This is a genomic window from Mesorhizobium sp. L103C119B0, from assembly GCF_000502235.1.
Classification (GTDB): Bacteria; Pseudomonadota; Alphaproteobacteria; order Rhizobiales; family Rhizobiaceae; genus Mesorhizobium.
On sequence record NZ_AYXE01000003.1, the window covers coordinates 168,579 to 193,735 of the forward strand.

General features: G+C 63.0%; 16 protein-coding genes and 1 pseudogene. 3 read left to right on the forward strand and 14 right to left on the reverse strand.

Going from position 1 to position 25,157, the window contains the following annotated elements:
• Positions 1–94 precede the first annotated feature (94 nt).
• From preA to X728_RS01000000166330, 4 genes and pseudogenes are all read right to left on the reverse strand, one after another.
• Positions 95–1,408, reverse strand: a complete 1,314-nt coding sequence (gene preA / locus X728_RS160720; protein ID WP_023830793.1) for an NAD-dependent dihydropyrimidine dehydrogenase subunit PreA — start codon at positions 1,406–1,408, stop codon at positions 95–97.
• Between the two features lie 12 nt (positions 1,409–1,420).
• The gene (locus X728_RS160715; protein WP_023830794.1) at positions 1,421–2,263 is read right to left on the reverse strand and encodes a methyltransferase domain-containing protein; all 843 of its coding nucleotides are present in this window, start codon (positions 2,261–2,263) and stop codon (positions 1,421–1,423) included.
• 5 nt (positions 2,264–2,268) lie between these two features.
• Positions 2,269–3,624 carry an NAD(P)-dependent oxidoreductase gene (locus tag X728_RS160710; protein ID WP_023830795.1) on the reverse strand — a complete coding sequence of 452 codons (1,356 nt, stop codon included), beginning with the start codon at positions 3,622–3,624 and terminating at the stop codon, positions 2,269–2,271.
• 135 nt (positions 3,625–3,759) lie between these two features.
• Positions 3,760–4,475 (reverse strand): annotated as a pseudogene (locus tag X728_RS01000000166330) (gamma-glutamylcyclotransferase).
• Positions 4,476–4,667: 192 nt separating this feature from the next.
• Here X728_RS01000000166330 and X728_RS160705 point away from each other — a divergent pair.
• Positions 4,668–5,444 carry a VOC family protein gene (locus X728_RS160705; RefSeq protein WP_023823190.1) on the forward strand — a complete coding sequence of 259 codons (777 nt, stop codon included), beginning with the start codon at positions 4,668–4,670 and terminating at the stop codon, positions 5,442–5,444.
• A gap of 75 nt (positions 5,445–5,519) precedes the next feature.
• On the opposite strand, the gene X728_RS160700 is transcribed toward X728_RS160705, so the two are convergent.
• Positions 5,520–6,008, reverse strand: a complete 489-nt coding sequence (locus X728_RS160700; protein ID WP_023705593.1) for a hypothetical protein — start codon at positions 6,006–6,008, stop codon at positions 5,520–5,522.
• A 208-nt stretch (positions 6,009–6,216) separates the two neighbouring features.
• Between X728_RS160700 and X728_RS160695 the strand changes: the two genes are divergently transcribed.
• Positions 6,217–6,609, forward strand: a complete 393-nt coding sequence (locus tag X728_RS160695) for a DoxX family protein (RefSeq protein ID WP_023707718.1) — start codon at positions 6,217–6,219, stop codon at positions 6,607–6,609.
• Between the two features lie 97 nt (positions 6,610–6,706).
• On the opposite strand, the gene X728_RS160690 is transcribed toward X728_RS160695, so the two are convergent.
• Complete coding sequence (locus X728_RS160690) at positions 6,707–9,148, reverse strand: FAD-dependent oxidoreductase (RefSeq protein ID WP_023712071.1); 2,442 nt, start codon at positions 9,146–9,148, stop codon at positions 6,707–6,709.
• A 78-nt stretch (positions 9,149–9,226) separates the two neighbouring features.
• The gene (locus tag X728_RS160685) at positions 9,227–10,765 is read right to left on the reverse strand and encodes a trimethylamine methyltransferase family protein (RefSeq protein WP_023821802.1); all 1,539 of its coding nucleotides are present in this window, start codon (positions 10,763–10,765) and stop codon (positions 9,227–9,229) included.
• A gap of 216 nt (positions 10,766–10,981) precedes the next feature.
• Between X728_RS160685 and X728_RS160680 the strand changes: the two genes are divergently transcribed.
• A complete protein-coding gene (locus X728_RS160680) occupies positions 10,982–11,572 on the forward strand; it encodes a transglycosylase SLT domain-containing protein (RefSeq protein ID WP_023735994.1) in 591 nt (196 codons plus the stop codon).
• Positions 11,573–11,628: 56 nt separating this feature from the next.
• Here X728_RS160680 and X728_RS160675 read toward each other — a convergent pair whose 3' ends face one another.
• The 7 genes from X728_RS160675 to X728_RS160645 all read right to left on the reverse strand — a co-directional run bounded on the left by X728_RS160675 (position 11,629) and on the right by X728_RS160645 (position 25,155).
• Complete coding sequence (locus X728_RS160675) at positions 11,629–12,066, reverse strand: TA system VapC family ribonuclease toxin (protein WP_023668192.1); 438 nt, start codon at positions 12,064–12,066, stop codon at positions 11,629–11,631.
• The gene (locus X728_RS160670; RefSeq protein WP_023668191.1) at positions 12,063–12,290 is read right to left on the reverse strand and encodes a hypothetical protein; all 228 of its coding nucleotides are present in this window, start codon (positions 12,288–12,290) and stop codon (positions 12,063–12,065) included. Before X728_RS160670 ends, X728_RS160675 begins: the two co-directional genes overlap by 4 nt.
• 142 nt (positions 12,291–12,432) lie before the next feature.
• Positions 12,433–14,649 carry an ABC transporter ATP-binding protein gene (locus X728_RS160665; RefSeq protein WP_023668190.1) on the reverse strand — a complete coding sequence of 739 codons (2,217 nt, stop codon included), beginning with the start codon at positions 14,647–14,649 and terminating at the stop codon, positions 12,433–12,435.
• A gap of 47 nt (positions 14,650–14,696) precedes the next feature.
• Positions 14,697–15,854: an ABC transporter permease gene (locus X728_RS160660; RefSeq protein WP_023668189.1), complete on the reverse strand. Its 1,158-nt coding sequence runs from the start codon at positions 15,852–15,854 to the stop codon at positions 14,697–14,699.
• A 13-nt stretch (positions 15,855–15,867) separates the two neighbouring features.
• A complete protein-coding gene (locus X728_RS160655; protein WP_023668188.1) occupies positions 15,868–16,902 on the reverse strand; it encodes an ABC transporter permease in 1,035 nt (344 codons plus the stop codon).
• 223 nt (positions 16,903–17,125) lie between these two features.
• Positions 17,126–18,853, reverse strand: coding sequence for an ABC transporter substrate-binding protein (locus X728_RS160650; RefSeq protein ID WP_023830796.1), 1,728 nt, complete (start codon positions 18,851–18,853; stop codon positions 17,126–17,128).
• A 254-nt stretch (positions 18,854–19,107) separates the two neighbouring features.
• Entirely contained in the window at positions 19,108–25,155 is a 6,048-nt protein-coding gene (locus X728_RS160645) for a translocation/assembly module TamB domain-containing protein (RefSeq protein ID WP_023830797.1), read from the reverse strand.
• Positions 25,156–25,157: the final 2 nt, after the last annotated feature.

Consider the following 25,157-nt stretch of genomic DNA (forward strand, 5'->3'; position numbering starts at 1 on the left):
TTCATGGATATCTTTTATCCTAGATAAATTTTATCTGCAATTGGAAAATGAAAAACGGCGCTCGAAAGCGCCGCTTTTTTCTTCGACCCGTTCCCTACTCCGCAGCCACCTTGGCCATCGGGTTGTTCGGGTGCGTCGTCCAGTTGGCATAGACCGGCGACACCGGCTTGCCGGTTCGCTGGTCCATCACGCCGGCGGCCAGCGGCTCCATGGTGATGCAGTTCTCGACCGGGCAGACATTGACGCACAGATTGCAGCCGACGCATTCGGCCTCGATCACCTCGAAATGCCTGACGCCGTCGACCATGTTGGTGATTGCCTGGTGCGAAGTGTCCTCGCAGGCGATGTGGCAGCGGCCGCATTTGATGCAGGCGTCCTGGTCGATACGCGCCTTGGCGATGTAATTGAGGTTGAGATACTGCCAGTCGGTAACGTTGGGCGTGGCGCGGCCGACAATGTCGTTGAGCGAGGCGTGGCCTTTCTCGTCCATCCAGTTTTCGAGACCGGCGATCATCTCCTGCACGATCTTGAAGCCGTATGTCATCGCCGCCGTGCACACCTGCACATTGCCGGCGCCGAGCGCCATGAATTCAGCCGCATCGCGCCAGGTGGTGATGCCGCCAATGCCGGAGATCGGCAGGCCGCGCGTTTCCGGATCGCGGGCGATCTCGGCCACCATGTTCATGGCGATCGGCTTCACCGCCGGGCCGCAATAGCCGCCATGCGAGCCCTTGCCGTCGATGGTCGGCTGCGGCGCGAAACTGTCGAGGTCGACGCCGGTGATCGAGTTGATAGTGTTGATCAGCGACACCGCGTCGGTTCCGCCGGAGAGTGCGGCGCGCGCCGGCTTGCGCACATCGGTGATATTCGGCGTCAGCTTGGTGATGATAGGCATGCGGGTGTTGGCCTTGCACCAGCGCACTACCATTTCGATGTATTCAGGCACCTGGCCGACAGCCGCGCCCATGCCGCGTTCCGACATGCCGTGCGGGCAGCCGAAATTGAGCTCGATGCCGTCGGCTTCGGTCTCCTCGACCACCGGCAGGATCGCCTTCCAGCTTTCCTCGACGCATGGCACCATCAGTGAGACGACGATGGCGCGGTCGGGCCAATCCTTCTTGACCTGTTTGATCTCGCGCAGATTGACCTGCAAATCGCGGTCGGTGATCAGCTCGATATTGTTGAGGCCGAGCAGGCGCCGGTCCGCCCCCCAGATCGCGCCATAACGGGGGCCGTTGACGTTGACCACCGGCGGACCTTCTTCGCCCAGCGTCTTCCACACGACGCCGCCCCAGCCCGCCTTGAAGGCGCGGATGACATTGTAGGCCTTGTCGGTCGGCGGCGCCGAAGCCAGCCAGAAAGGATTGGGCGATTTGATGCCGACGAAATTGTTGCGGATGTCTGCCATGGCAGGTCCCTTTTAACCGAGACGAAGGAGCATTTCCACGGGTGCGAGAATGCCGCCTTTAAGCGCGGGGGTGAGATTGCCGATCTTGGTGCCGGCGTTCTCGCCCATGATAAGATTAACGCCAGGCGGCGGCTTTTTTCCTTCCGCCTGCGCCGCAGCCATGCGCGCCCGTATCGTGTCGAAAAATTCGATGGCGAAGGCGCCACGAGGGCGCTCGGCGGTTACAGAGAACCCCGCGGCGGCGGCAGCCGAACGATAGTCGTCGGGCGTGGCGACGAAGGACATGCTCTCGTCGGATGCCCATGGCAGCGGATACGTCAGCGCACCTGCCTTGAGCCGCATCACATCGTAGACGGCAAAGACGCCGCCCGGCTTGAGCACACGCGCCGCCTCGCTCATCAGCTTTTTCTTGTCGGGAAGATTCATGCCGACATGCAGGATCATGGCCGTATCAAAGCTTTTGTTGCTGAACGGCATGTCCAGCGCGCTGCCCTGCACGAACCGGACTTTGTCGGCCATTCCCACCCGCTTCGACAGGCTGGTCGCGATGTCGACATAGCTTTGCGTCAGATCGATGCCGGTGACATCGGCGCCGGCATTGTTGGCGGCGAAGCGGGCTGGACCACCCACGCCGGAACCAATGTCGAGCAGCCTGGCCCGCGGCTTCAAACCCATCTGGCCGATGAGTTCCCTGGTGGCGGCGATACCGCCAATGTGGAACTCGTCGACCGATTCGAGATCGCCAGCGCGTAGATGGGCAATTTCCACGCCGGTATCGGCGAGCACGGCAAGAATGTGCTGCTCAAGATCCGAGACGTCGTAGTGACGGGCGATGCCCGATTCCACTGAGGCCATGATCTCTATCCCTGTGTCAGACTCCGGTTGATGCTCTCCGCCGCATCGCGGCCTTGCGCCACGGCCGAAACCGTCAAATCGTCACCGCCAAAAATGCAGTCGCCGCCCGCCCAGACATTGGCGAGCGAGGTGCGCCCTTCCGCATCGACCTTGATGCGGCCGGCCTCGAGTTCGATCGCAGCACCGCTGCCGTTAAGTGCCGCCGGCACAAAGCTCTGGCCGATTGCCTTGAACACCTGGTCGGCGGTCAGCGTCAGCCGCTCGCCGGTGCCGACAAGACTGTCGCCGTTCATCGCGGTGTATTCGAGCTCGATGCCCGACACTTTGCCACCTTCGGCAATGACCCGCTTCGGCTGCAGCCAGTGGCGGATGGTGACGCCGTTGGCGGCAGCCAGATCCTGCTCGAACTCGGAAGCGTTCATGTGTTCCTGGCCGCGCCGGTAGCAGATCGTCACCTCCTCGGCGCCGAGCAGCTTCGATTGCACGGCCGCATCTATCGCCGTCATGCCGCCGCCGATGACGACGACGCGCCGGCCGACCGGCAGGCTCGCGAGATCGCTGGCCTGGCGTAGCTCGGCGATGAACTCGACCGCATTGACAACGCCATCGGCGTCCTCGCCATCCGTGCGCAACGCATTCACGCCGCCAAGCCCCATGCCGAGGAAGACGGCATCGTAATTCAGGATTAGGTCCGACAGCTGGTAGTCGCGGCCGAGCGCCTTGCCGTTATGGATATCGATGCCGCCGATCCCCGTGACATAGTCGACCTCGGCCTGGGCGAAATTGTCGATGCTCTTGTAGGCGGCGATGCCATATTCATTGAGGCCGCCGGCCTTCGGGCGGGCTTCCAGAATGGTAACGTCATGGCCGTGGCGAGCGAGCCGGTGCGCGGCGGCGAGGCCGGCCGGCCCGGCGCCGACCACGGCGACCGACTTGCCGGTTGTTTCAGCGCGCGGATAAAACTGCTTGTGCTCGGCCATGGCGACATCGGTGGCGTAGCGCTGCAGGCGGCCGATCTGCACCGGCTTGCCTTCCGCCACCTCGCGCACGCAGACCTCTTCGCACAGCGTCTCGGTCGGGCAGACGCGGGCGCACATGCCACCCAATATGTTCTGGTCGAAAATCGTCTTGGCCGAACCGATCGGGTTGCCGGTCGAGATCTGGCGGATGAACAGCGGAATGTCGATCGAGGTCGGGCACGCATTCATGCACGGCGCATCGTAGCAGAAATAGCAGCGGTCGGATTCGACCAGCGCCTCGTGGTGATCGAGCGGCGGATGCAGGTCGGAAAAATTCTCGGCGTACTGGTCGGCGGCAAGCCGGCCGCCGGCAATGCCGTCCTTGAACTGGCCTTCTGGCATCGTCAGTTCCCCACGTTTTCGTTTTGGGGAAGGCTAGCACGTTTTATTTTTTTATCAATTGGTCAATTTTCGCCGCAAGCCATTGAAAAGACTAGCTCATAATATGATTTGACTACTCATGTTATGGCTTTCAGCCTATGGCACGGGCGAAAGGCCGGAGCTCGTAGCGCCGCCATGGATCGACCGGATCTCGTCGGCAACCAGTTGCTGCAGCCGCCACAGATTGCGTCGCGGATGCCGAATTCCTCGAGGTGGCTGATGGTGTTGTAGAGATATTCCGCGCCTGAGCCGACATGGCCGCAGGCTCTGGCAAGCACCCCCGCCACCGTGTCCAGCGGCTGCCCGAGCGAGGTTCCCCTGCCCGTCACCCCGACCCAGAAGCCGAGCGCCCGTATCCGGCCCTGCTGGGTGCGCACGGGAACCCACCGGACCGAGCTGACACTCTCATGATCGTCGATCTCGCGCCGCAGCAGTCTTTCGATCTGCTGCGGCTTGTCGCCGTCGGGCAGGCGGTAGATGACGCCGTCGCATCGGCCGCCGCGTTCGAGCGCCATCATCAGCCCCGGCTGCGCGACGCTGCCGCGCCAGCGCACCATGTCGAGGCAGAAGGAGCGATGCCAGCCAAACGCAGTGGCGCGCTGGCGTTCGACGGGCTCGAAAGCCGGCTTCCAGATCAGCGAGCCATAGGCGAACACCCATAACGGCCCCGCATCGGCTTCGTCGGAGAGCCGTAAGGCAAGCGTGCGAAAATCCTCATCGTTCAGCTGCGTCCAGCTGCAGTCGGGTCCGGGATCGACCTCTTCGCGATGACACAGTGACACAAGCTCAGGCGTGAGCGACATAAGGCGCATGAAACGACTACCCCTCGTTTGCCCAAGGAAAGTCGAAAACCGCCGCACGTGCAAGGCGTCGGTGGGGCGAAGTGCGGAACGATGTGTCAACGCAGCCGTTGAATTTTCTCCGGTTCGCTGTCGGATTCGCGTCGCTGAAAACGTCCTTTGATGGATCGGACGACGATCTATGCATAGGTGAGGAGACCGAGAATGCCGAGATCCCCAATGCCCTTCTTCTGGTACGAGTTGATGACCAGCGACCTCGATGCGGCGCAAGCGTTCTACACCAGCGTGGTCGGCTGGCGGGCCGAGCCCTTCGACAAGGCGCCCGGCATGCCGCGCTATATCGTGGTGAACTCCGCCGAGCGTGGCGTCGGCGGGCTGATGACCCTGCCCGAGGAAGCAGCCAGGACGGGTCTGAAGCCGGCCTGGTTCGGCTATATCCACACCAGCGATACCGATGCCTCGACCGAGGCACTGAAAGCCGCCGGCGGGGCTGTTCACCGCGAACCCGACGACATTCCCGGCGTCGGCCGCTTCTCCGTCGTCGCCGACCCGCAAGGCGCCGCCTTCATGTTCCTGCAGCCCAGTGGGCCCGACCAGCCCGTCCTTCCGGCAACGACGCCGGGCCATGTCGGCTGGCACGAGCTTTATGCGGCCGACCGCCAGAAGGCCTTCGATTTCTACTCAAGCCAGTTCGGCTGGACCGATGCCGGTAGCATGGACGTCGGCGAGATGGGCATCTATCAGACCTTCTCGGCCGGCCCTGAATCCGGCGGCGGCATCATGAACAAGCCGCAACAGCTGCCGGTACCGGTCTGGCTGTTCTACTTCAATGTCGATGCCATCGACGCAGCCGCCAAACGCGTCACCGACAATGGCGGCAAGATCGTCATGGGTCCGATGCCGGTGCCGACCGGCCAATGGATTGCCCAGTTCACCGATCCGCAAGGCGCCTATTTCGCGCTGATCGCGCCGGGCCGCTGATCCCCTCCGGTACTCGCCTGCACGGAACTGCTCTCATCGCACTGCCGGTGCGATGAGAGGCGCGTCCGGGCGCGGTCACTCCGGCGCCAGCACCGCGACCTTGAGGTTCTCTTTCCTGGCGCCGCTGAGCTGGATCGTGGCTGCGCCAGGCGTCAGCTTGAAGCGCACGCTCTTGCGGATGCCGGGGCAGGTCTTCACGCCGGTGAAACCCGCTGATTTCACGGCTTGGCCATCCTGAATGACGTCGACCCAGGCCTCGTCGGACAGGCTGATCTGGAGCTCTCCTTCCGGTGGCACCGCCACGTTTGCCGTCGCGCCGAACGTGCCGGCTGCCGGCGCGCGTTGCGGTGAGACCGTGAAGCTGACCGCATCGACCGGCTCCAGCGCCATATCCGCGGCTTCGCCGAAAGCAAGAGAGGCACCGGACTGCGCGGCGGGCGCAGCCGGAAACAGTTCCTGCTCGCGTGTCACCGGCCATTTGAAGGCATCGCAGCCAGCATCAGCGGTCATGGCGAAACTGGTGCTTGCGAGAATTGCGAACAGGCTGACGGCGACTTTTTTCATGGCTAGGAACCCGTTTGGTTTGGAGTGTCTACACGCAGGCATACAACTTAAACGAGCTGTATGCAACCATAACGAGAACAAATTTTGAAGTCCAGACTGGAAGTGATTTCCAATCACCGATTGTTGATGACAGGCCACGCGAAGTGAATGGTCCAGCGCCGGGTGATAATTTATGGCCGGGCCGCAGGGTTGGAAAAATGGAGTTTAGATGAAGCTTTTTGACGGTCTCGCCAGATTTCAGCCGCAGGCACTCGGCGTCCTGCGCATCATGACGGCCCTGCAGTTCCTCGAGCATGGCTCGCAGAAACTGTTCAATTTTCCGGTCAGCGCCGAGCCTCACGCTCTTAGCGGCCTGACGGCGACGGCAGGCATCCTGGAGTTCGCCGGTGGCATCCTGCTGGCGCTCGGTCTGTTCACCCGCCCGGTCGCGTTCCTTCTGGCCGGCGAGATGGCCATCGCCTATTTCATGGCGCACTACCCGCGCGACTTCTTCCCGGTCAACAACAGCGGCGACGCGGCAATCTCCTTCTGCTTCATCTTCCTCTATCTGGTGTTTGCCGGCGCCGGCGCCTTCGCGCTCGACAACCGCCGCAGCACCTGACGCGCCTGATGCATGTCGCCCAAAAGTGCGCAGCGGTTTTGGGATAACGACTTGCACAAAACAAGACTCTGAAGCGCCTCGGCGAAGCCGAAGCGCTTCAGGCGCGCATTCGCTCGAAGTTCGCGTCAAAGAGCGGCGCTGCCTGAACGCGCGCCGCGTGGCGCTTGCCCAAAAGTTCGATCTCGAAGCCGTCGCTCTTGTCTGCGATCTCCTTCGGCACATAGCCGATGGCGACGGATTTTTTCGAGTGATGCGCATAGCCGCCTGAGGTCACCCAACCGCGCACCGCGCCACCGTACCAGATCGGCTCGTCGCCGATGACATCGGCATCGTCGGCATCGAGGATAAATGTGCGCAGCCTGAGCTTGCCGCCCTGCTTGCGCTCGGCAAGAGCGCCGGTTTTACCGATGAAATCGGCATCCTTGCCATAGGCGACGAAACGGTCGAGCCCGGCCTCCAGCGGCCCGTAGATCGGCCGGTATTCGCGCGCCCATGAGCCGTAGTTTTTCTCCAGCCGCAGCGCATTGAGCGCGCGCGAGCCGAACAGGCCGAGGCCGAATTCCGCGCCTGCCGCCATCAACGCCTGGAAGGCAGCGCGCTGATATTCCGGCGCCACCCAGATCTCGTAGCCGAGATCGCCGGTGTAGCTGACGCGGCCGACCAGGCACGGCGCCATGCCGATGTCCATTTTCGCGACGGCCATGAAGGGGAATGCTGTGTTGGCGACATCCGCGCGGCTGACCTTTGCCAGCACCTCCCTCGCCTTGGGTCCGGCGATCGCCAGACCGGTCAGTTTCTGCCCCAGCGCCTCCATGCGCACTGAGCTATCCGCAGGTAAATGCGCCTCGAACCAGCGCATATGATACTGCTCGGCGATACCGGAGCCGGCGATGAACCACTCGGTCCCGTTGGAATTGGGGGCACCGATATTGGCCAGCGTGAAATCGCCGATGAGCTTGCCGTCATCCTTCAGCATCGGCGCCAACGTCATGCGGCCTGGCTTGGGCAACTTGCAGGCAAAGATCCGGTCGAGCCAAGCGGCCGCCCCTTCTCCCGTCACCTTGTATTTGGCGAAGTTCGAAATCTCCGCCAGGCCGACGCTTTCACGAACCGTCGCGACCTCATTGGCGACATGGGAAAAATCGCTGGAACGCCGCCACGAGAATTCGTCCCTGACACCCTCGGGCGCATACCACAGCGGCACTTCCAGCCCATAGGACACACCCCATTGCGCACCCTTGGCCGACAGCAAATCGTAGATCGGCGTCGTCTTCAGCTGCCGCCCGGCGGGCAGCTCCTCATTGGGAAAGCGAATCGAGAAGCGGCGCGAATAATTCTCGCGCACCTTGGCGTTGGTGTAGGCCATCGTCGCCCAGTCGCCATAGCGCGCCACATCCATGGCCCAGATGTCGGCGCCGGGATCGCCCTCGATCATCCAGTTGGACAGCGCCAGACCGACGCCGCCGCCTTGTGAAAAGCCCGCCATGACCCCGCAGGCGACCCAGAAGCCCGGAAGGCCGCGCACCGGCCCGACCAGCGGATTGCCGTCCGGCGCGAAGGTGAAGGGGCCGTTGATGATCTGCTTGATGCCGGTCCTCTCGAAGGCCGGGAAATGCCGGAAGCCGACTTCGAGCGACGGCGCGATGCGGTCGATATCCGGCTCCAGCAGTTCATGGCCGAAATTCCACGGTGTCTGGAATTCGGACCAGACCTTGTTGGCCTTCTCATACGTGCCCATCAGCATGCCGCCGCGCTCCTGGCGCAGGTACAGCTCACCGTCGAAATCGACGGCATGGATGATTTCCGTCCCGGTCTTGGCGTTCCACGCCGCCACCTCGGGCATATCCTCGGTGATCAGGTACATGTGCTCCATTGCCAGCACCGGCAGCTCCAGCCCGACCATGCGGCCGACCTCGCGCGCCCATAACCCGCCGGCATTGACAACATGCTCGGCCACCACTTCGCCCTTGTTGGTGATGACGCGCCACATGCCGTCGGGCCGGCGCACAATGTCCTCGACCTTGGTGAAGCGCTCGACCTCGGCGCCCAGTTTCCGCGCGGCCTTGGCATAGGCATGCGTCACGCCGGAGGGATCGAGATGGCCGTCCTCCTTGTTGCGGACGGCGCCGACGAATTGTTTCGGGTCGAGCAGCGGCATCAGCTCGGCCGCTTCATTGGCCGATATTTCCTCAAGGTCGATGCCGAGGTAACGCCCCTTGGCGACGACGCCGCGCAGCCAGTCGAGCCGCGCCTCGGTCGCCGCCAGAAGTACGCCGCCGGTCAGATGCACGCCGGTCGCCTGTCCCGACAGCTCCTCGATCTCCTTGTAGAGCGAGATCGTGTATTTCTGCAGCTTGGCGACGTTGGGGTCGCCATTGATCGTGTGCATGCCGCCGGCCGCATGCCAGGTCGAGCCGGAGGTCAGCTCGTCGCGCTCCAAAAGCACGACATCGGTCCAGCCATGACGCGCCAGATGGAACAGCACGGAGCACCCGACGACGCCACCGCCAATGACCACGACCTTTGCATGCGATTTCATGAGTTTTGCTCTATTATCAATGAGTTGAGGAGATAAGGTGAATCAGAAAGGCAGCGCCGCGCGCCGACGCTGAAAAAGTCACGGCTCGCCCTGCCCGATCGCTTCCTTGCGCCTGGCCACATACTCCTCCAGCGCCTCGCGCACGGCGATATCCATCACCGGCTCGACATAGTCTTCCAGCGCCTTCTTCCACAGCCGGGTCGCGCGCGCCGTCGTGTCGAGGCCGCCGGCCTCCTGCCATGCCTCGTAATTCTGCCAGTTGGACAGCATCGGCTGGTAGAAGGCGGTGGCATAGCGTTCCAGCGTGTGCGGTTCGCCGAAGAAATGGCCGCCGGTCGGCACCGCGCCCAGCGCCTCGACAGCAAGCTCCGCCTCATCGACGACGATCGGGCGCAGGAATTCCATCATGTGCTGGATCATCTCGACATCGATGATGAGCTTTTCGAACGATGCCGTCAGCCCGCCTTCCTGCCAGCCGGCGGCATGATAGACGAGGTTGCCGTGGCCAAGCACAGCGCCCCACAGCGCCATCAGCGTCTCGTAGGCGCCTTGCGCGTCCGCCGCATTCGATGCCGACCCCGGCGTCGTGCGGTAGGGCAGAGAATAGCGCCGCGCCAATTGCCCCGAGGCGATGTTGGCCTTGGTGTTCTCCGGCGTTCCGAAGGCCGGCGCGCCCGACTTCATGTCGACGTTGGAGGTGAAGGCGCCGTACATCACCGGCGCGCCGGGGCGCACCAGTTGCGTCAGCACCACGCCGAACAGCGCCTCGGCATTCTGCTGCGCCAGGGCGCCGGCGAGCGTCACCGGGCTCATCGCGCCCATCAGCGTGAACGGCGTCACCGCCACCGACTGGCCGAACTCAGCCATGGTCATCAGCCCTTCGGCCATCATCTCGTCGAAACGCCGCGGCGAGTTGACCGAGATGATGGTGGCAATGCCGGGATCATCGCGCATCTCGTCCAGCGTCAGCCCGCGCGCGATTGCCATCATCTCGATGCCGTCCAGCGCCCGGCCTCGTCCGATCGCCGAGACATGGAACGATTTGTCGGTCAGCGTCAGATTGGTGAAATAGGTATCCATGTGCCTGGTGTTGGCCGGCAGTTCCACCGGCGCGCAGACCTGGTTACCGAGCATGTGGATGCAGTTGAAATGCTGCGCCAGCCGGGTCAGATCGGCATAGTCGTGCAAGTTTCCGGCGCGCCGGCCGCGCTCCATGTCGTGCACATTGGGCGGCCCGGCGACGAGGGTGAAATTGATCGTGTTGCCGCCGAGATGAATGGTGTTGGCGGGGTTGCGCGGCGTCAGTCGATAGCTGGACTGCGTGGTCTTCAGCGCCTCGGCCACAAGGCCACGGTCGATGCGGACATTCGCGGTCGCATGGTCGACCTTTGCGCCCGCATTCTCGAACAGCGCCAGCGCCCGCTGAGACATTACCTCGATGCCGAAATTTTCCAGAATATGCATCGAAGCTTCGTGGATCGCTTCGACCTGGTCGACTGAGAGCATCGCCATCGGCGGATAGGGATTGGTCACCCGCCGCAGTGGAAGTTGCGGGATGGCGGCAGGCCCCCGGTTGCTGGTTCGCTCCGCGCCGCGCTTGCGTCTTGGTTCATTCATGCCTGGCATCAGAGCGCCGGCATCCGGACATCGCTGTCAGAAATCCGCCCTTCGCGGACGTGATTTTAGCCAAGGCGGCATTTTTGAATTCTGACGGAGATAAAGGCGACGCGAAAGGTCGGAATAATGATACAGGCCCCCTGAGCGCAGCGGGCCGGCAAGCCGTTAAGAAACGCCGAAAGATTCCCTTTATGATTTCGGCCTATTCGTTTTCCAATGCGTAGTTCGAGTTTGAGTAAAATTGTAGCGGTTGGCGTGCTGCTGGCTTTGCCGGCCTGCGCGACGCCGCCCAACCATATCAACAATGTCTGCGCCGTCTTCGACCAGAACGACGGCTGGTTCGACAACTGGCAGTCGGCCGCCGAGCGCGCCTCGCAGAAATACGGCGTCCCCGTCCCTGTGCTGATGGCGACGGTGCGCAAGGAATCCGGTTTCAAGAGCAATGCCAAGCCGCCGCGTACCAAACTGCTCGGCTTCATTCCGTGGAAACATGTCTCGTCAGCCACCGGTTTCTCGCAGGCGCTCGACGGCACATGGTCGCAATATCAGAGCGAAACCGGCAGTTGGGCGGCGAGGCGGACCAAGTTTGCCGATGCCGTCGATTTCGTCGGCTGGTATCATTCCAAGACATCAGACACGTTCGGCGTCGCCCGCAACGACACCTACAATCTCTATCTCGCCTACTATCTTGGCTGGACCGCCTACGGCCGCGGTAACCGTGGCGATGCCGGCGTGCAGGGCTATGCCAGGGCGACCGAAAAGATGGCCCGCGACTATGCCGAACAGCTGCAGCAATGCGGCAGCTGACGTTGCCAAGCGGTCTTGCAGCCACGCAGTTTGCGATCGAAGCGGAACTCAGCAATTCATTCGCTTGGGATCAGGTGGAGGATCGACCTCCCTCCCTTTACCGCTGCCGTCGACAGCTTTCGGTCAAACGTCGCCAATTGGCCGTCACGCGCCTTGGCGAGTCCCAACAGATAGCTATCCGTTACCTGTGCCGGGGTGAGGATCCTGGCTGCATCGATGTCGTTGGAACCGACAAGGCTGATCTCGTCAGGCCAGAACTGATGTCCTGAAAGGGCATGCAGCTTGCCGACAACCTGCGCCACCACGGCGGGCGAACCCGGAGAATTGGGGTATTTCGGGTTGCTTACAATCCTGATGACGCCATTCTCGGTAATGGGACATGTTGCCCATGATAAATGCCCGGAGGATTGGAACCACCGATGGGCATCTTCATGCGCGACGTGAGCCGGATCGATCAACGCAATCAACACATTGACGTCGAGCAGGAAGGTCACGGCAATTCGTCGCGAAGCGCATTGACCATTTCGAGATCGACCATCGGGCCGTCGGGCCGCGATGCAAGCAAGGGGATGCCGTTGCGTTCACCGCCGGTCGGGGGCCTGCGCAGTGAGCGGCGAGCCAGATCGGAAATGACGTCGCCAACGCTGCGATCCTGCTGTCGCGCCATGGCCTTGGCCGCAAGTAGGACATCGTCATCGATTGCAAGTGTGGTTCTCACAATATGCTCCCTATGGCGCATCAAACATCACGCATCACATAAAGCAATGGACAGCAATATTCAAGCGAACGTAGCTGTCGTTCCTTGAGCTATGGCGACGCTGCGGCAATGCGCCAACGAGCGGCATTGCCTCTATGGCTGGTCAGCTCGGCTTCTTGCCATGCGGGCGCTTCGGCGGTTCGCCGGCGAAACCGGGGCCGATCCCATCCGGTGCGTCTTCCGGCACGCCCTCATGCGCTGCGTGTTCCCTGTCGAACTTGATCACCGGCTCCATCGTCGCCAGCACATCGTCCGACAGCCAGCACAGGCTCATATGGCCATCGCCGAGATGCTTCACCGGCGGCACCTTGGTCTCGCACAGATTGTCCGGCACCAGCCTCTTGTAGCCGCAGCGCGTCTGGAACGGGCAGCCGCTCGGCGGGTTCATCGCCGACGGGATATCGCCTTCGAGCACGATGTGCCGTTTGACCACGCTGGTGTCGGCGATCGGGATCGCCGACAGCAGCGCCTCTGTGTAGGGGTGATAGGGTGGCGCGAAGATCTGGTCGGTCGTGCCCTGCTCGACGATGTAGCCGAGATACATGACGACGACGCGGTCGGCGATGTAGCGCACGACGGACAGATCGTGGCTGATGAACAGCATCGTCGTCTTGTTCTTGCGCTGGATGTCCATCAGCAGCTCGGTCACCGCCGCCTGCACCGAGACGTCGAGTGCCGACACCGGCTCGTCGGCCACCACCACCTTGGCATCGCCGGCAAAGGCACGCGCCACGCCGATGCGCTGCTTCTGGCCGCCTGAGAGCTGACGCGGCTTGCGCGTCTCGAAGGCCCGCGGCAGCTTCACCAGGTCGAGCAGCTCCAGCATGCGCTTGCGCCGCTCGGCGACATTGTTGCCGACTTTGAATTTTTCCAGCGTGCGGATGATCTGCGAACCGACGGAGTGGCTGGGATTGAGTGTATCGAACGGGTTCTGGAACACCATCTGGATCGACGACACCGTTTCGACGCTGCGCTTCTCGATGCCGGTCGACTGGATCTCCTTGTTGCCCAGCGTCACTGTGCCGGCACTTGCCGTCTCCAGCCCCAGCAGGACCTTGGCCAGTGTCGACTTTCCGCAGCCGGACTCGCCGACGATGGCGACGGTCTCGGATTCGCGCGCCATGAACGAGATCGTCTCATTGGCCTTGACCACGCGGCCTTCGCTGGAGCCGAACACTTCGCTGCCGCCGACCTTGTAGTATTTTCTCAAATCCTCGATCTTGAGCACCGGCGCGCCGGGCACGACCTTCTCATTGACCTTCTTGGCGCCGGGAGGCAGCGCTTCCCAGTCGATCTCGTTGAAGCGCACGCAGCGCGAGAAATGCCCTTCGTGACCGGCGACCTCGATCATCGGGATTTCGGCGGCATTGCAGACGCCCTCAACGAAATGGTGGCAGCGCGGGCCGAAATTGCAGCCCTTGGGCCGCTCATGCGGCAGCGGCAACTGGCCGGGGATAGAGATCAGCGGCCGCGAATTCTTGTCGGCGCCCGGCAGCGGAATCGAGCGGAACAGCCCTTGCGTATAGGGATGGCGCATCCGGTCGAACACGTCCTTGATCTTGCCGGTCTCGACCGCTTCGCCCGAATACATCACCGTGATGCGGTCGCAGGTCTCGAGGATGAGGCCCAGATTGTGCGACACGAAGATCATCGACGTGCCGAACTTCTCGCCCAGCCCCTTGACCAGTTCGACGATGCCGGCCTCCACCGTCACGTCGAGCGCCGTCGTCGGTTCATCGAGCAGAAGCAGCGCCGGCTTCGACAGCAGCGCCATGGCAATGACGATGCGCTGCTGCTGGCCGCCGGACAGCTGGTGCGGATAGGAACGCATCATGCGTTCGGGATCGGGCAATCTCACCGAGCGCACCATTTCGAGCGCCCTTTTGTAAGCCTCTTCCTTCGACACCTTGTCGTGGATCAGCGGCACTTCCATCAATTGCTGGCCGACCTTCATCGCCGGATTGAGGCTCGCCATCGGCTCCTGGTAGATCATGGCGATCTTGTTGCCGCGGATGGAGCGCAACTCCTCGTCGGACAGCTCGCCCATGTCCTTGCCCTGGAACTTGATCTTGCCGCCGACGATCTTTCCGATGTTGGAGAGGTCGCGCATGATGCCGAGCGACACGGTCGACTTGCCGCAGCCGGACTCGCCGACGATGCCCATGGCTTCGCCCGGCATCACCGTGCAGGAAAAGTCCATGACGGCGGGGATCTCGCCCTTGCGGGTGAAGAAGGAGATCGACAGGTTCTCGATCTCGATGATCGGCGCAGCGCTTGGCCCAAGGGTCGGGTTGCCGGGATTTCGAACTGCCTCATTCATGGGTCGCTCCAATCCTATTTTCATGCTCGCGGGCCGAAACCCGCAGATCAGTCTTTCATCGATTGTTCGCGCAGCGAGTCGGCAAGCAGGTTCAAGCCCAGCACGAACGACATCAGCGCGATCGTCGGCGGCAGCGCCGGGTGGATGAAGGAGCGCAGCAGGCGGCTGGCGTCCTTGATTGCGGTGCCCCAGTCCGGGCTCTCCGGCGCCAGGCCCAGCCCGAAATAGCCGAGCGTGCCGAGCAGGATCGTGGTGTAGCCGATGCGCAGGCAGGCATCGACGATCAGCGGCCCGCGCGCATTGGGCAGGATCTCCCACAGCATGATGTACCAGGGCGATTCACCGCGCGTCTGCGCCGCCGCCACATAGTCGCGCGTCTTGATGTCCATCACCAGGCCGCGCACGATGCGGAATACGCCGGGGCTGGAGGCGAACACCACCGCCACGAAGATGTTGAGCTGGTTGGGATCGATGTGGATGATCTTGAACGGATCGGCGTCGAACACCAGGCCGGCATAGACCCAGCCGCCGATGATCAGCGTCAGCCCGAGCAATATATAGAGGCGGTCCGGCCGGTTCTTGTAGCGGGTCCAGAACAGCACCGAAAAGAAGATGATCGGGAACAGGAAGAACAGCCCGGCCATGGCGTATGGGATCGGCGTATCCATGATGCCCGGCGTCACCAGCAGGTAGAACAGCAGGATCACCGGGAAGGCCAGCACCAGATTGGCCAGGAAGGACAGCACGGTGTCGATCCGGCCGCCATAGTAGCCGGCGGGCAGACCGAGCGTAATGCCGACCATCAGCGCGAAACCGGTCGCAGCCGGTGCGATGATCAGCACGATCTGGCTGCCATAGACCATGCGCGAAAAGACATCGCGGGCGAGCTTGTCGCCGCCGAAATAGTAGATGAGTTTCGATACCGGCTCGAGCGCGCCCGGCAGCGCATCCTTCATGATCGGCACCTGGGCGAGCGGATCGAAGGGCGCGACGGTCGACGCGAAGATTGCCGTGAACAGCCAGAACAGGCAGATGCCGACACCCACTATGCCGACGCCGCTATCGAACAGCTGGCCGTAGAGGCCGAGCCTTTTCTTGTAGGCGAAGCTCGCTCCCATCACCAGGGCAAGCCCTAACCAGACCGGCCAGAAACGCCCAATCACGCCGAGCACGACATTGAAGGCACCGATATATTCGACCTGCATCTGCCCCAGCCCCCTATTGAACTCTGATACGCGGATTGAGGAACGCGTAGCCGACATCCGAGATGAGCTGCGTGATCAGCACGATGAACACCGAGACCAGTGAACAGCCAAGCAGCAGATCGATGTCGTTGTTGCCGGCGGCTTCGACCAGCGTGTAGCCAAAGCCCTGGTAGCGGAACATCACCTCGACGATGACGACGCCGGTAAGCAGCCAGGGAAATTGCAGCATGATGACGGTGAACGGCGCGATCAGCGCATTACGCAGCGCGTGCTTGACGACGACGCTGCCGAAGGAAAGCCCCTTCAGCCGGGCGGTGCGGATATATTGCTGCGTCATCACCTCGACCATCGAGGCGCGCGTCATGCGGGCGATGTAGCCGATGCCGTAGATCGCCAGCGTCATCACCGGCAGGGTGAAATTGTAGAAGGTGATGCCCTGGCTTGCCGAGGCGGCCGAACCGTTCAGCCAGCCGAGCCAGGAGGCGAAGATGACGGTGAAGATGACGCCGGACACATATTCGGGCGTCGCCGTCGACGCGATCGAGGCGACGGACAGCGTTCGGTCCGTTCGCGAGCCCTCGCGCATGCCGGCCAGGATGCCGATCAGCAGCGAAATCGGTACCATCACCAACAGCACGCAGAGCATCAGAATGCCGGTGGCGGCGAGTGCGGGGAAGAGCTTTGACGCAACGGAGGTTTTGAACTTCGTCGAGCAGCCGAAATCACCTTCCAGGATGCCGGAGAATTTCGGCTCCAGCGGATCGTTGCAGAAGGAGAAACGCTGCGTCGGCTTGCCGGTCGCCGGATCGGTCACCGGTTGCTTCGGGACGACGCCCAGCCATTGCCCGTAGCGCACGAAGAAGTTCTGCCGGTAGCCATGGTTGACCAGCCAGCTTTCGAGCTGTTCGGCCGATGTGTGCATTTCGGTCTGGCTGATCGCCAGCTTCTTCAAATTCGGCTCGAGGTTGATCAGGAAGAAGACGATCATCGTCAGGCACAGCATCGTCAATGCCATGGTGCCGAGACGCCGGATTACGAAAGAAAGCATGGCGGTCCCCTGCCGGTCTGGTTGGGGTTGGAGCCAGTTCGAAAAACCAGCTTTGCCGTTGCCGGCAGAGTTGGCCGTCAAATCGGCACTCGGATGCAATCAACCCAGTTTTATTGAACGGTCTTTCAGGAGAGTCCGCAACTTTTTGCTGCGGCGGCTTCCGGTTCTGGACCAAGCGAGGCGTGACGGGAAGGAGCGAAGCGCCCCTTCCCTGACGTTCCGATCACGCCTGGTCGAGCCAGACCTTGCCGTAGTCGCGCTCGAAGGTCGGATGCATCTTGTAATTCTGCACCGCCTTGACCGAGTGGCTGTAGAGCTTGCGCCAGTATGGCTGGATCATGATGCCGGAATCCTGCAGGATCTGCTCGATGTCCTTCATCATCTCCTTGCGCTTGGCCGCATCGGCAACGGCCAATGCTGCATTGAGCTTGGCATCCCATTCGGGGTTGGAATAGGCCGACTCGTTCCACGCCTCGCCGGTGCGGTAGCCGATCGCCAGAACCTGAACGCCGAGCGGGCGCATGTTCCAGTTGGTCATCGACAGCGGATACTTGGTCCAGTCGTTCCAGAACGTCGAGCCCGGCAGCACCGTGCGCTTTACCTTGAGGCCGGCGTCGCGCATCTGCGCGGCGATGGCGTCGCCGGTATTCTTGTGCCAGTCTTCGTCGACCGTGATCAGCTCATGCTCGAAGTCGGCCTGGCCGGCTTCCGCCATCAGCGCCTTGGCCTTGGCCGGATCGCGAGCGACTTTGGGCAGCTCGTAATATTCCGGGTGGATTTGGCAGACATGGTGGTTTTCAGCCACCGTGCCGGCATTTCCGTAGCCAAGCTGCAGGACGACATTGTTGTCGACCGCGAGTTGCAGCGCGTTGCGTACCTTCTGGTCGCCGTAAGGCTTGTTGTTGATGTTGGTGCGGCACACGATGGTCGACGCGGTGACGATTTCGGACTTGACCAGGTCCAGTCCGTCGAGGATTGACACATAGTCGGCCGAGGTCTCGAAATTGGTATGGACTTCGCCGGCCTCGAAGGCACTGACCATGGCTGCCGGATCGGTGCCGTAGTCGACGAATTCGATGCCGTCGAGGAACACCTCGCCGTCCCACCACTTGTTGTCCTCGCGGCGCTTGTAGACCACCTTCTGGCCGACATCGTAGGAGACGAGCTCGAACGGGCCGGTACCGATCGGGCAGGCTTTGAAGTCGCCGCCCTTCTCGTCGAAGCTCTTGTGCACGATGAGGCCGGGATAGTCGCACATGTTCGGAATGAGCGCGATGTCAGCCTTGCCGNCGTCGAAGCTCTTGTGCACGATGAGGCCGGGATAGTCGCACATGTTCGGAATGAGCGCGATGTCAGCCTTGCCGAGCTTCAGCTTGACGGTGTGGTCGTCAACCTTGGTCACGGCGCTTTCGTCGAGCTTGTCGTCCTTGACCAGCGTGCCGAGACGGCCAGGCATGGAATTGCCCTCGGCCTTCTTGTCGGCCCAGCGCTTGAGGTTGAAGATGACGTCATCGGCGGTGAAGGCATCGCCATTCGACCAGGTCACACCCTTGCGCACATGCAGCGTGTACTCGGTGGCGTCGTCGTTGACCTCCCAGCTCTCCAGAAGGTACGGGCGGAACGTGTATTCGCTGGTGTACTTGACCAGCGGCTCAAGCGCCTGACGCTCGGCATTGGCGATTTCCGACCAGTCGGCCTTGCGCGGATCCTTGGGATCCTTGACCCATTGCGCGACTTTAAGGATGCCGCCCTTCTTGCCCTGCACCTCTTCGGCCCTGGCTTGGGTCGGCACGGCTACGCCGAGCATGCCGTAGGCCATCGCGGTCGACGCGCCGAACACGCTCGCCATGGCGAGGAACTCGCGGCGATCGACTTTGCCTGCCTTGGCTTCTTCGGCCATGGCCAGGATGTGATCGGGAACGCGATCGCCATTACTCTTGTAATTTGTCATACCTTAACTCCCATTGTTGGCTTTCCGCCTTTTAACATTCCGCATCCCTGCCGTGATGTCAAAGACGGCATGGCTACGGAACCTGTTAGGGAATGTGCAACTTTGAAAAGGGAGCGGTTCGCGTGATAACGACAGACTTGGCGCAAAAGTGCTAGCGCGCCCAGATTCCGCCGGAATCTGCTTAGGCGAGTAAATTGATACATTTTGGGCGGGTTGAGACAGCGCCAGTTCCGGCGGCGGTAAGGGCCAGGAACTCAATATTCCTTTTCGTAGAAGATGCCGCCCTTGGCCTCGCCGCCATCGTTGGCCTCGCCGCGCAGCTTGACGCCGCGCCCGACATTGAGGTCGATCGTCGCCTTGCCCGATCCTGGCCTGTCGCCTTTCTGGATCGTCACATAGGTGCGGTCATTGAGATACTTGCCCGCAGACACGGCCGTCCCGCCCTGGTCATCGGTGGTCACATCCAGGTCGTCGACGCCGATTGCACTGCGCAGGTTTTCGAGCAGCGAGGTCGAGCCGCCGACGCCGGCCAGTTGGCCGGCGGCCTCGGCCAGCTGCGCGATCTGCAGCGGCGACAGGTTCGACATAGAGCGGCCGAAAATCAGCTGCGCCAGCACCTCGTCCTCGGGCAGCGCCGGCACCGATGAGAAGTCGAATTTCGGATTGGTCGCTTCGCCCGAGACGACGATGGTGACGGTGGCGCTGGTCGTGGTCGATGTCGCGGTCAAGTTGAGGTAGGGCACCAGCGAGCCCGAAAAGCCGACCGTGCCTTCGGTAAAGGTCAGCCGCTTGCCGAGGATCGACAGCCGCCCACGCTGCAAGGTGAAGGTGCCGACCGCCTGCGGCGAAGCCGCCGGGCCGGTCAGCCTCAGCGAACCGCCGAACTCGGCATCGACACCCCTGCCCTGGATGAAGATCTGGTTCGGCGCATTGACCGTGACGTCGAGGACAAGTCCACTGCCGCCACCCCCGCTGGCCGCCGCCGGTCGCAAGGCCTTGTCCTGCGCCCGCACGGAGGCGGGCGCGTTCTTGTGCTTGACACCGAGCGCTGCCAGCGAGCCCGGCAGCTTATCGGGAACGGTGATGACGGTCTTGGCCAGGTTGACGGTGCCCGAAATCACCGGCGCCGAGGTGAGCGGCCCCTTGATGGTCAGGTCGCCGCCGAGATTGGCTGTCACCACCCTGCCGTCGGTATAGCGGCCGTCAACCAGCTTGATCGACAAATCGGCTGGGAAACCTTGCGCCGGATTGATGCCGAGGGTGCCGGAGGCCGACAGGCTGCCGCGTGTCGACAGCGTGCCGGTCAGCCGGTTGATCCGGGCAACGCCGTTGCCGATCGAAATGTCGGCGGCAATGTCGTTGACGGCAAGGCCGGAACGCGCGTCGACCAGGCGGGCGCCCGACGTGCTGACCGTGCCGCCGATCACCGGCGACGCCGCCGGGCCGCGCATCTGGATATTGACGTTGGCGGTACCGCTGAGCGACAGCCCTTGCGCCGCAAGCTTGGCGGCCAGGAAGGAAAATGGCACCTTGCCGTTGAAGTCGAGCACCAGCGCTGGTGTGCCGGCCGTCGTCACCGTACCGCCGCCCTTGAGGCCAAGCCCGGCGCCGTCGCTGATGTCAGCGTTGAAGGTGAGCTTCTTGCCGGCGAATGTTCCCGACGAAGAGATATTCATGCCGCCAAGACCGGCGCTGCGCGTCTGCGAGGTCTGCACCCCACCAGCATCGATATCGAAAGCGACAGTCGGATTGCCCGGCGCGCCGGTTACCTTGACTGTTCCTGAAATCGAACCGGCGGCCTGGAGGCCCGGCGAAAAACTGTTGGCCAGCGAAGCCGGCACCTTCGACAGCGCGGCACTGATGTCGAGTGCCTGCCCGACCTTGCCGGTCACCGTCGCCGTGCCGCCACCGAGATTGAGCACCAGCTTGTCCAGCGTCGTGGTGCCGTTCGCGATGCTGACGGTCGAGGCCTGGGCGATGGCCGCCTTGATGCCCTGCACCGTGGCCTGGCCGGAAGCGAGTTCGATGGTGGTGGTGCCGCCAGCCACCTTTACCCTGCCCGCAGCCTTCGCCGGAATGCCCTTGACGGTGGCGCCGCCGGAAAACCCGGTCCATTCGCCGTCGCGCTTCAAATCGACATCGATGCCGCTGATGGCGGTGCCACCGGAAATAACGCTGTCGGCGCGAATTTTGCCCGAGATGACCGGCGCGGCGAGATAGTTGGCGACCAGCGCATCGATTGACACCGTCTTCGCCTGCAGGTCGCCGCGCGTGATCGAAGCGGTCGCAGCCTTGACCGCGACGTTCGGGCCATCCGCGGTCTTGGAGAATGCAATAGTGCCGCGCACATCGCCTTCGGCCTTTTCCAGCGCCAGCGCCGCCAGCGGCCCGATATCCGGCAGGTCGAGCGCGATGGTGCCGACCGGCACGAAAGCCTCGTCGAGCGCAAGGTCGCCGGAAATCCTGTTCTTGCCGAGTGACAACAGCAGTCCGTTGATGGCGCTCTTGCCGTCCGCCGTCGCCAGCACCGCGCTACCTTGCAGCGCCTGTCCAGCGACATTGCCGGTCAGTTGCACATTGGCCGCCGGATTGGCGGCATCGGCCTTGCCGGTGGCGGTCAGCTTCAACCCGGTGATTTCGCGTTCCGCCACCAGCAGCCGGTCGCTGTTGACCGTCAGCGACAGGTCCGGCGCCAGGCTGGGCCCCTGCGCGTTGAGTGCAAAGCTGATCGCGCCTTTGGCATCTTTCGACAACATTGAGATGTCGGCCAGTGCACCCTTGATATCTGCGCTGAGCTTGTTGTCGGCGAGACTGGCCTGACAGTCCGCGGTCAGTGCGCCCGACGCCAGTCTGACCGGATTGGCGCTGACATTGCCATTGGCATCCCGCTTCAGCGTGGCGCTGAGCTGCGTGCGCTCTGCCAGCACGCCGCGCGCCGCAGCCGGCAATGCCGCGGACAGCACGTCGGCGTTGAGGTTGAGGTCGATTGCTCCATCGGCAAAGCCGACACGGCCATTGAAGGCACTGCCCAGCGCATCGGCCTGCACCGAGCCGCTGTCGATGGTGATCGCGTCCGCCGCCAGGCTGCCGGCGATCTTGGCGGTGATCTTGCCGGCGATCAGCGGCGCGATGGTCGGATTGTCCAGACCGATCTTGTCCGCCGTCACCGTGCCCGAGATCGGACCGGTTCGGCTTTTCATATCAAATGCATCGGAATGCAGCGCAAGCGCAATGCCCTCGACCTTGGCGTCATCCGTCGCCACCGAAGGCAGTACCGCCGAGATGTCGAGCTTGGCTTGCGCAGCCTGCCCGGCCGCCTTCACCGACAGCGCCTGCAATTCGAGCTTGATCGGGCTTTCCGCGCTGCCCAGCGTCAACGGCAGGCTCGGACCGGACGATGTCAGATCGAGCGCGAAATCGCTGGCGCCGTTCGGGTTGACGGTGCCGGCTGCCTTGCCGGAGATTTTTTGGCCCGACAGCGTCGCCTGATCCAGCACGATGCCGCCGGCCGTCGAATAGCTGCCGGCCGCATCGACATCGAGCGGTCCGAGCCCGGCCTGACGGGTCTGGCTGGTCTCGGCGCCGGCCAGTTTTGTATTAAAGCGAATGTCGGGATTTGCTGACGGCCCGGTGATTTGCGCCGTGCCGTCGAGCGTGCCCGCGGCATCGAGGCGGGGCGAAAAGCCATTGGCAAGCGCAGCCGGCAGCGCCGAGAAGGTCGCCGCCAGATCGAGCGTCTGGCCCGCCGTGCCCGACAGCGTCACCGAGCCGCCGCCGAGATCGACTACCAGCCTTTGAATGTTGGTTATGCCATCGGCAATGGTCAGGCTCGACGGCTCGGCGATCGCCACCTTGATGCCGCGCACCGTCGCCTCGCCGGACGCGATCTCGACGCTGGTCGCGCCGCCGGCAATCTTCGCCCGCCCGGCAGCTGTCGCCGGAATGCCTGATATGGTTGCTCCGCCGGTGAAATTCGTCCAGTCGCCGTCACGCTTGAGGTCGACGCCGATGCCGCTGACGACGGTCGTTCCCGAGGTCACGCTCTCGGCCTTGATCGTGCCGGAGATCGCCGGGCTGGTGAGATAGTTGGCGATCAGTGCGCTGACGGTGACTGCCTTGGCTGCCACATCGCCGCGCGCGATCGACACGCTGGCTGCATTGATGGCGACGGTGGGCGCCTCGCCGTCTTTGGAGAACACCACGGTGCCGCCGATATCGCCGGCCACCGTCTGCCCGGCCAGCGACGCCAGCGGCGCGATGTCGGGGGCGGAGATCGTCAGCGTCCCCAGCGGCAGGAATTTTTCATCGAGCGCGAGGTCGCCCGACACCTTGTTGTCGCCCAGCGCTACGCTGAGCCCCTTGATGGAGCGCTTGCCGTCGCTCGTCACCAGCGCCGCCTTGACGGCGAGCGGCTGTTCGTCGACCGCGCCGGTCAGCGAGACATCTGCGGCCGGGCTCACAATGTCGGCCTTGCCCGATGCGGTCAGCTTGATGTCCTTGACGGTGCGGCCGGAGGCCGTCAGGCTGGCACTGTCGGCCGAAACCGAGAAATCCGGTGCGTTGCGCGCGCCGCTTGCCGTCAGCGCGAAATCGACCCCGCCGGCGATCGGCACGCCGACCAGCGAAGACAGCACCGAGACGTCGCCGAGCTTGCCCTTGATGTCGGCCTGGATATCGCTGCCTTGCGCGCTGGCGGTGCCGCTGGCGCTCAGCGAACCGGAAGTGAGTTCGATCGAGTTGGCGGCGAAAGAGCCCTGCGGATCGCGCGTCGCGGTCGCCGAGAATTTGACCCGTTCGCCAAGCAGCGAACTGATCTGCGGCGGCAGCGCCGTCGACACAGCATCCGCATTCATCTTCAGCGTCATGGCGAGATCGGCCAGCGTCACCTTAGCCGTCAGCCCGGCATTGAGAGCATCGCTGCGCAGCGTGCCTTCGTCGAGCGAAATCTCGTCCCTGCTGATCGAACCGGCAAGAGAGGCCGTCAGCTTGCCGGTGATCAGCGGCGCCAGCGTCGCCACGTCGGTCTTCAGCCCGGCGGCCGCCAGACTTACACTGACCGGGCCGCTGCGGCTCTCGATGTCGAAACCGTCGGAATGGATCTTCGCATCCAGATTGTTCACCTGAGAGCCGCCCGCCACCACCGAGACCAGTGAAGCGCTGGCGTCAATCATCGGCGCCTTGCCGTCACCGAAGGCGCGCGCGGTCACATTGTTGATGGCCACCATGATCGGCTGCGCCGGGGTACCGACATTGACCGTGACCGGCTTGGCTTTGGCCACCAGTTCGACCGAAAGGTCACTGGCGCCCTTGGGGTCGACCATGCCGGCAGCGGTGCCATGAACTGCGTCGCTCTCGATCGCAGCGCGCTCGATGTCGACGCCGCCGGCTGCGGTCGCGGTGCCGGCGAGGTCGAAACTGGTCTTGCCGGCAAACAGCGACTTGAACCGTTCCGGCAGGAACCCTTCGAACGAACCGTCGCCCTTGGCCTCGATCCGGTTGCCTTTGTCGGTCAGCTGGTGCCGGCCGGTGAGCTGGGTAACGATCTGCCCATCGACCATGAAGGTGCCGACGCCGCTCCAGTTGGCCAGCGGCCCGGTGCCCGAGACGACGATGTTGACCGGCGGCGCGCCGGGCAGTTTAAGGAGATTGGCGATGATGCCGCCGGCCGGCTCGGAAGCCTTGAGATCGAGGTCGAGCTTGTTCTCATCCGGCGCGAAGTGGATGTTGGCGTCGACATTGCCTTGCTTGCCGTCATGGCGGGTAACGTTGAGCACCGTCTGGATCGCCAGCGGCGACGCATCGACCTTGGCCGATCCCTTGGCCGCAAGCTCGGCAATGCCGCTGCCGGCAAGTTGCTGGCCAAGCGCGATCTCCGGCAAATCGATCGCTCTGATATCAAGCGAAACCGGCAGGCCACCCGACCCGCTCTGGCTCGGCACGGTGCTCGCCACAGGCAGCCGTGCCAGTTCTATCCGTTCGGCCGCTATGCGGTCGGCGCTGAAATTCTTCGACAACAGCGCCAGCGGCGACCAGTCGACGGCCACCTTGCGGGCCACCAGCCAGGCGCCCTCGCGGTCTTCCAGCACGACATGGTCGACCGTCAGCGCGCCGGACCAGATACCGTTAATGCCGCTGACCGTGACTTTGCTGTCCCCTGACGAGGCCATGTCAGAGATGATGCCGGCGAGATTTTCGCGGCCGCGCTCGGTCTTGGTCAGCACGACCAGCGCGCCGATGCCCGCCGCCGCCACGATCAGCAGCGTGTAGAAAAACAGGCGAAGGATGCGTTTCAAAATCTTCATCG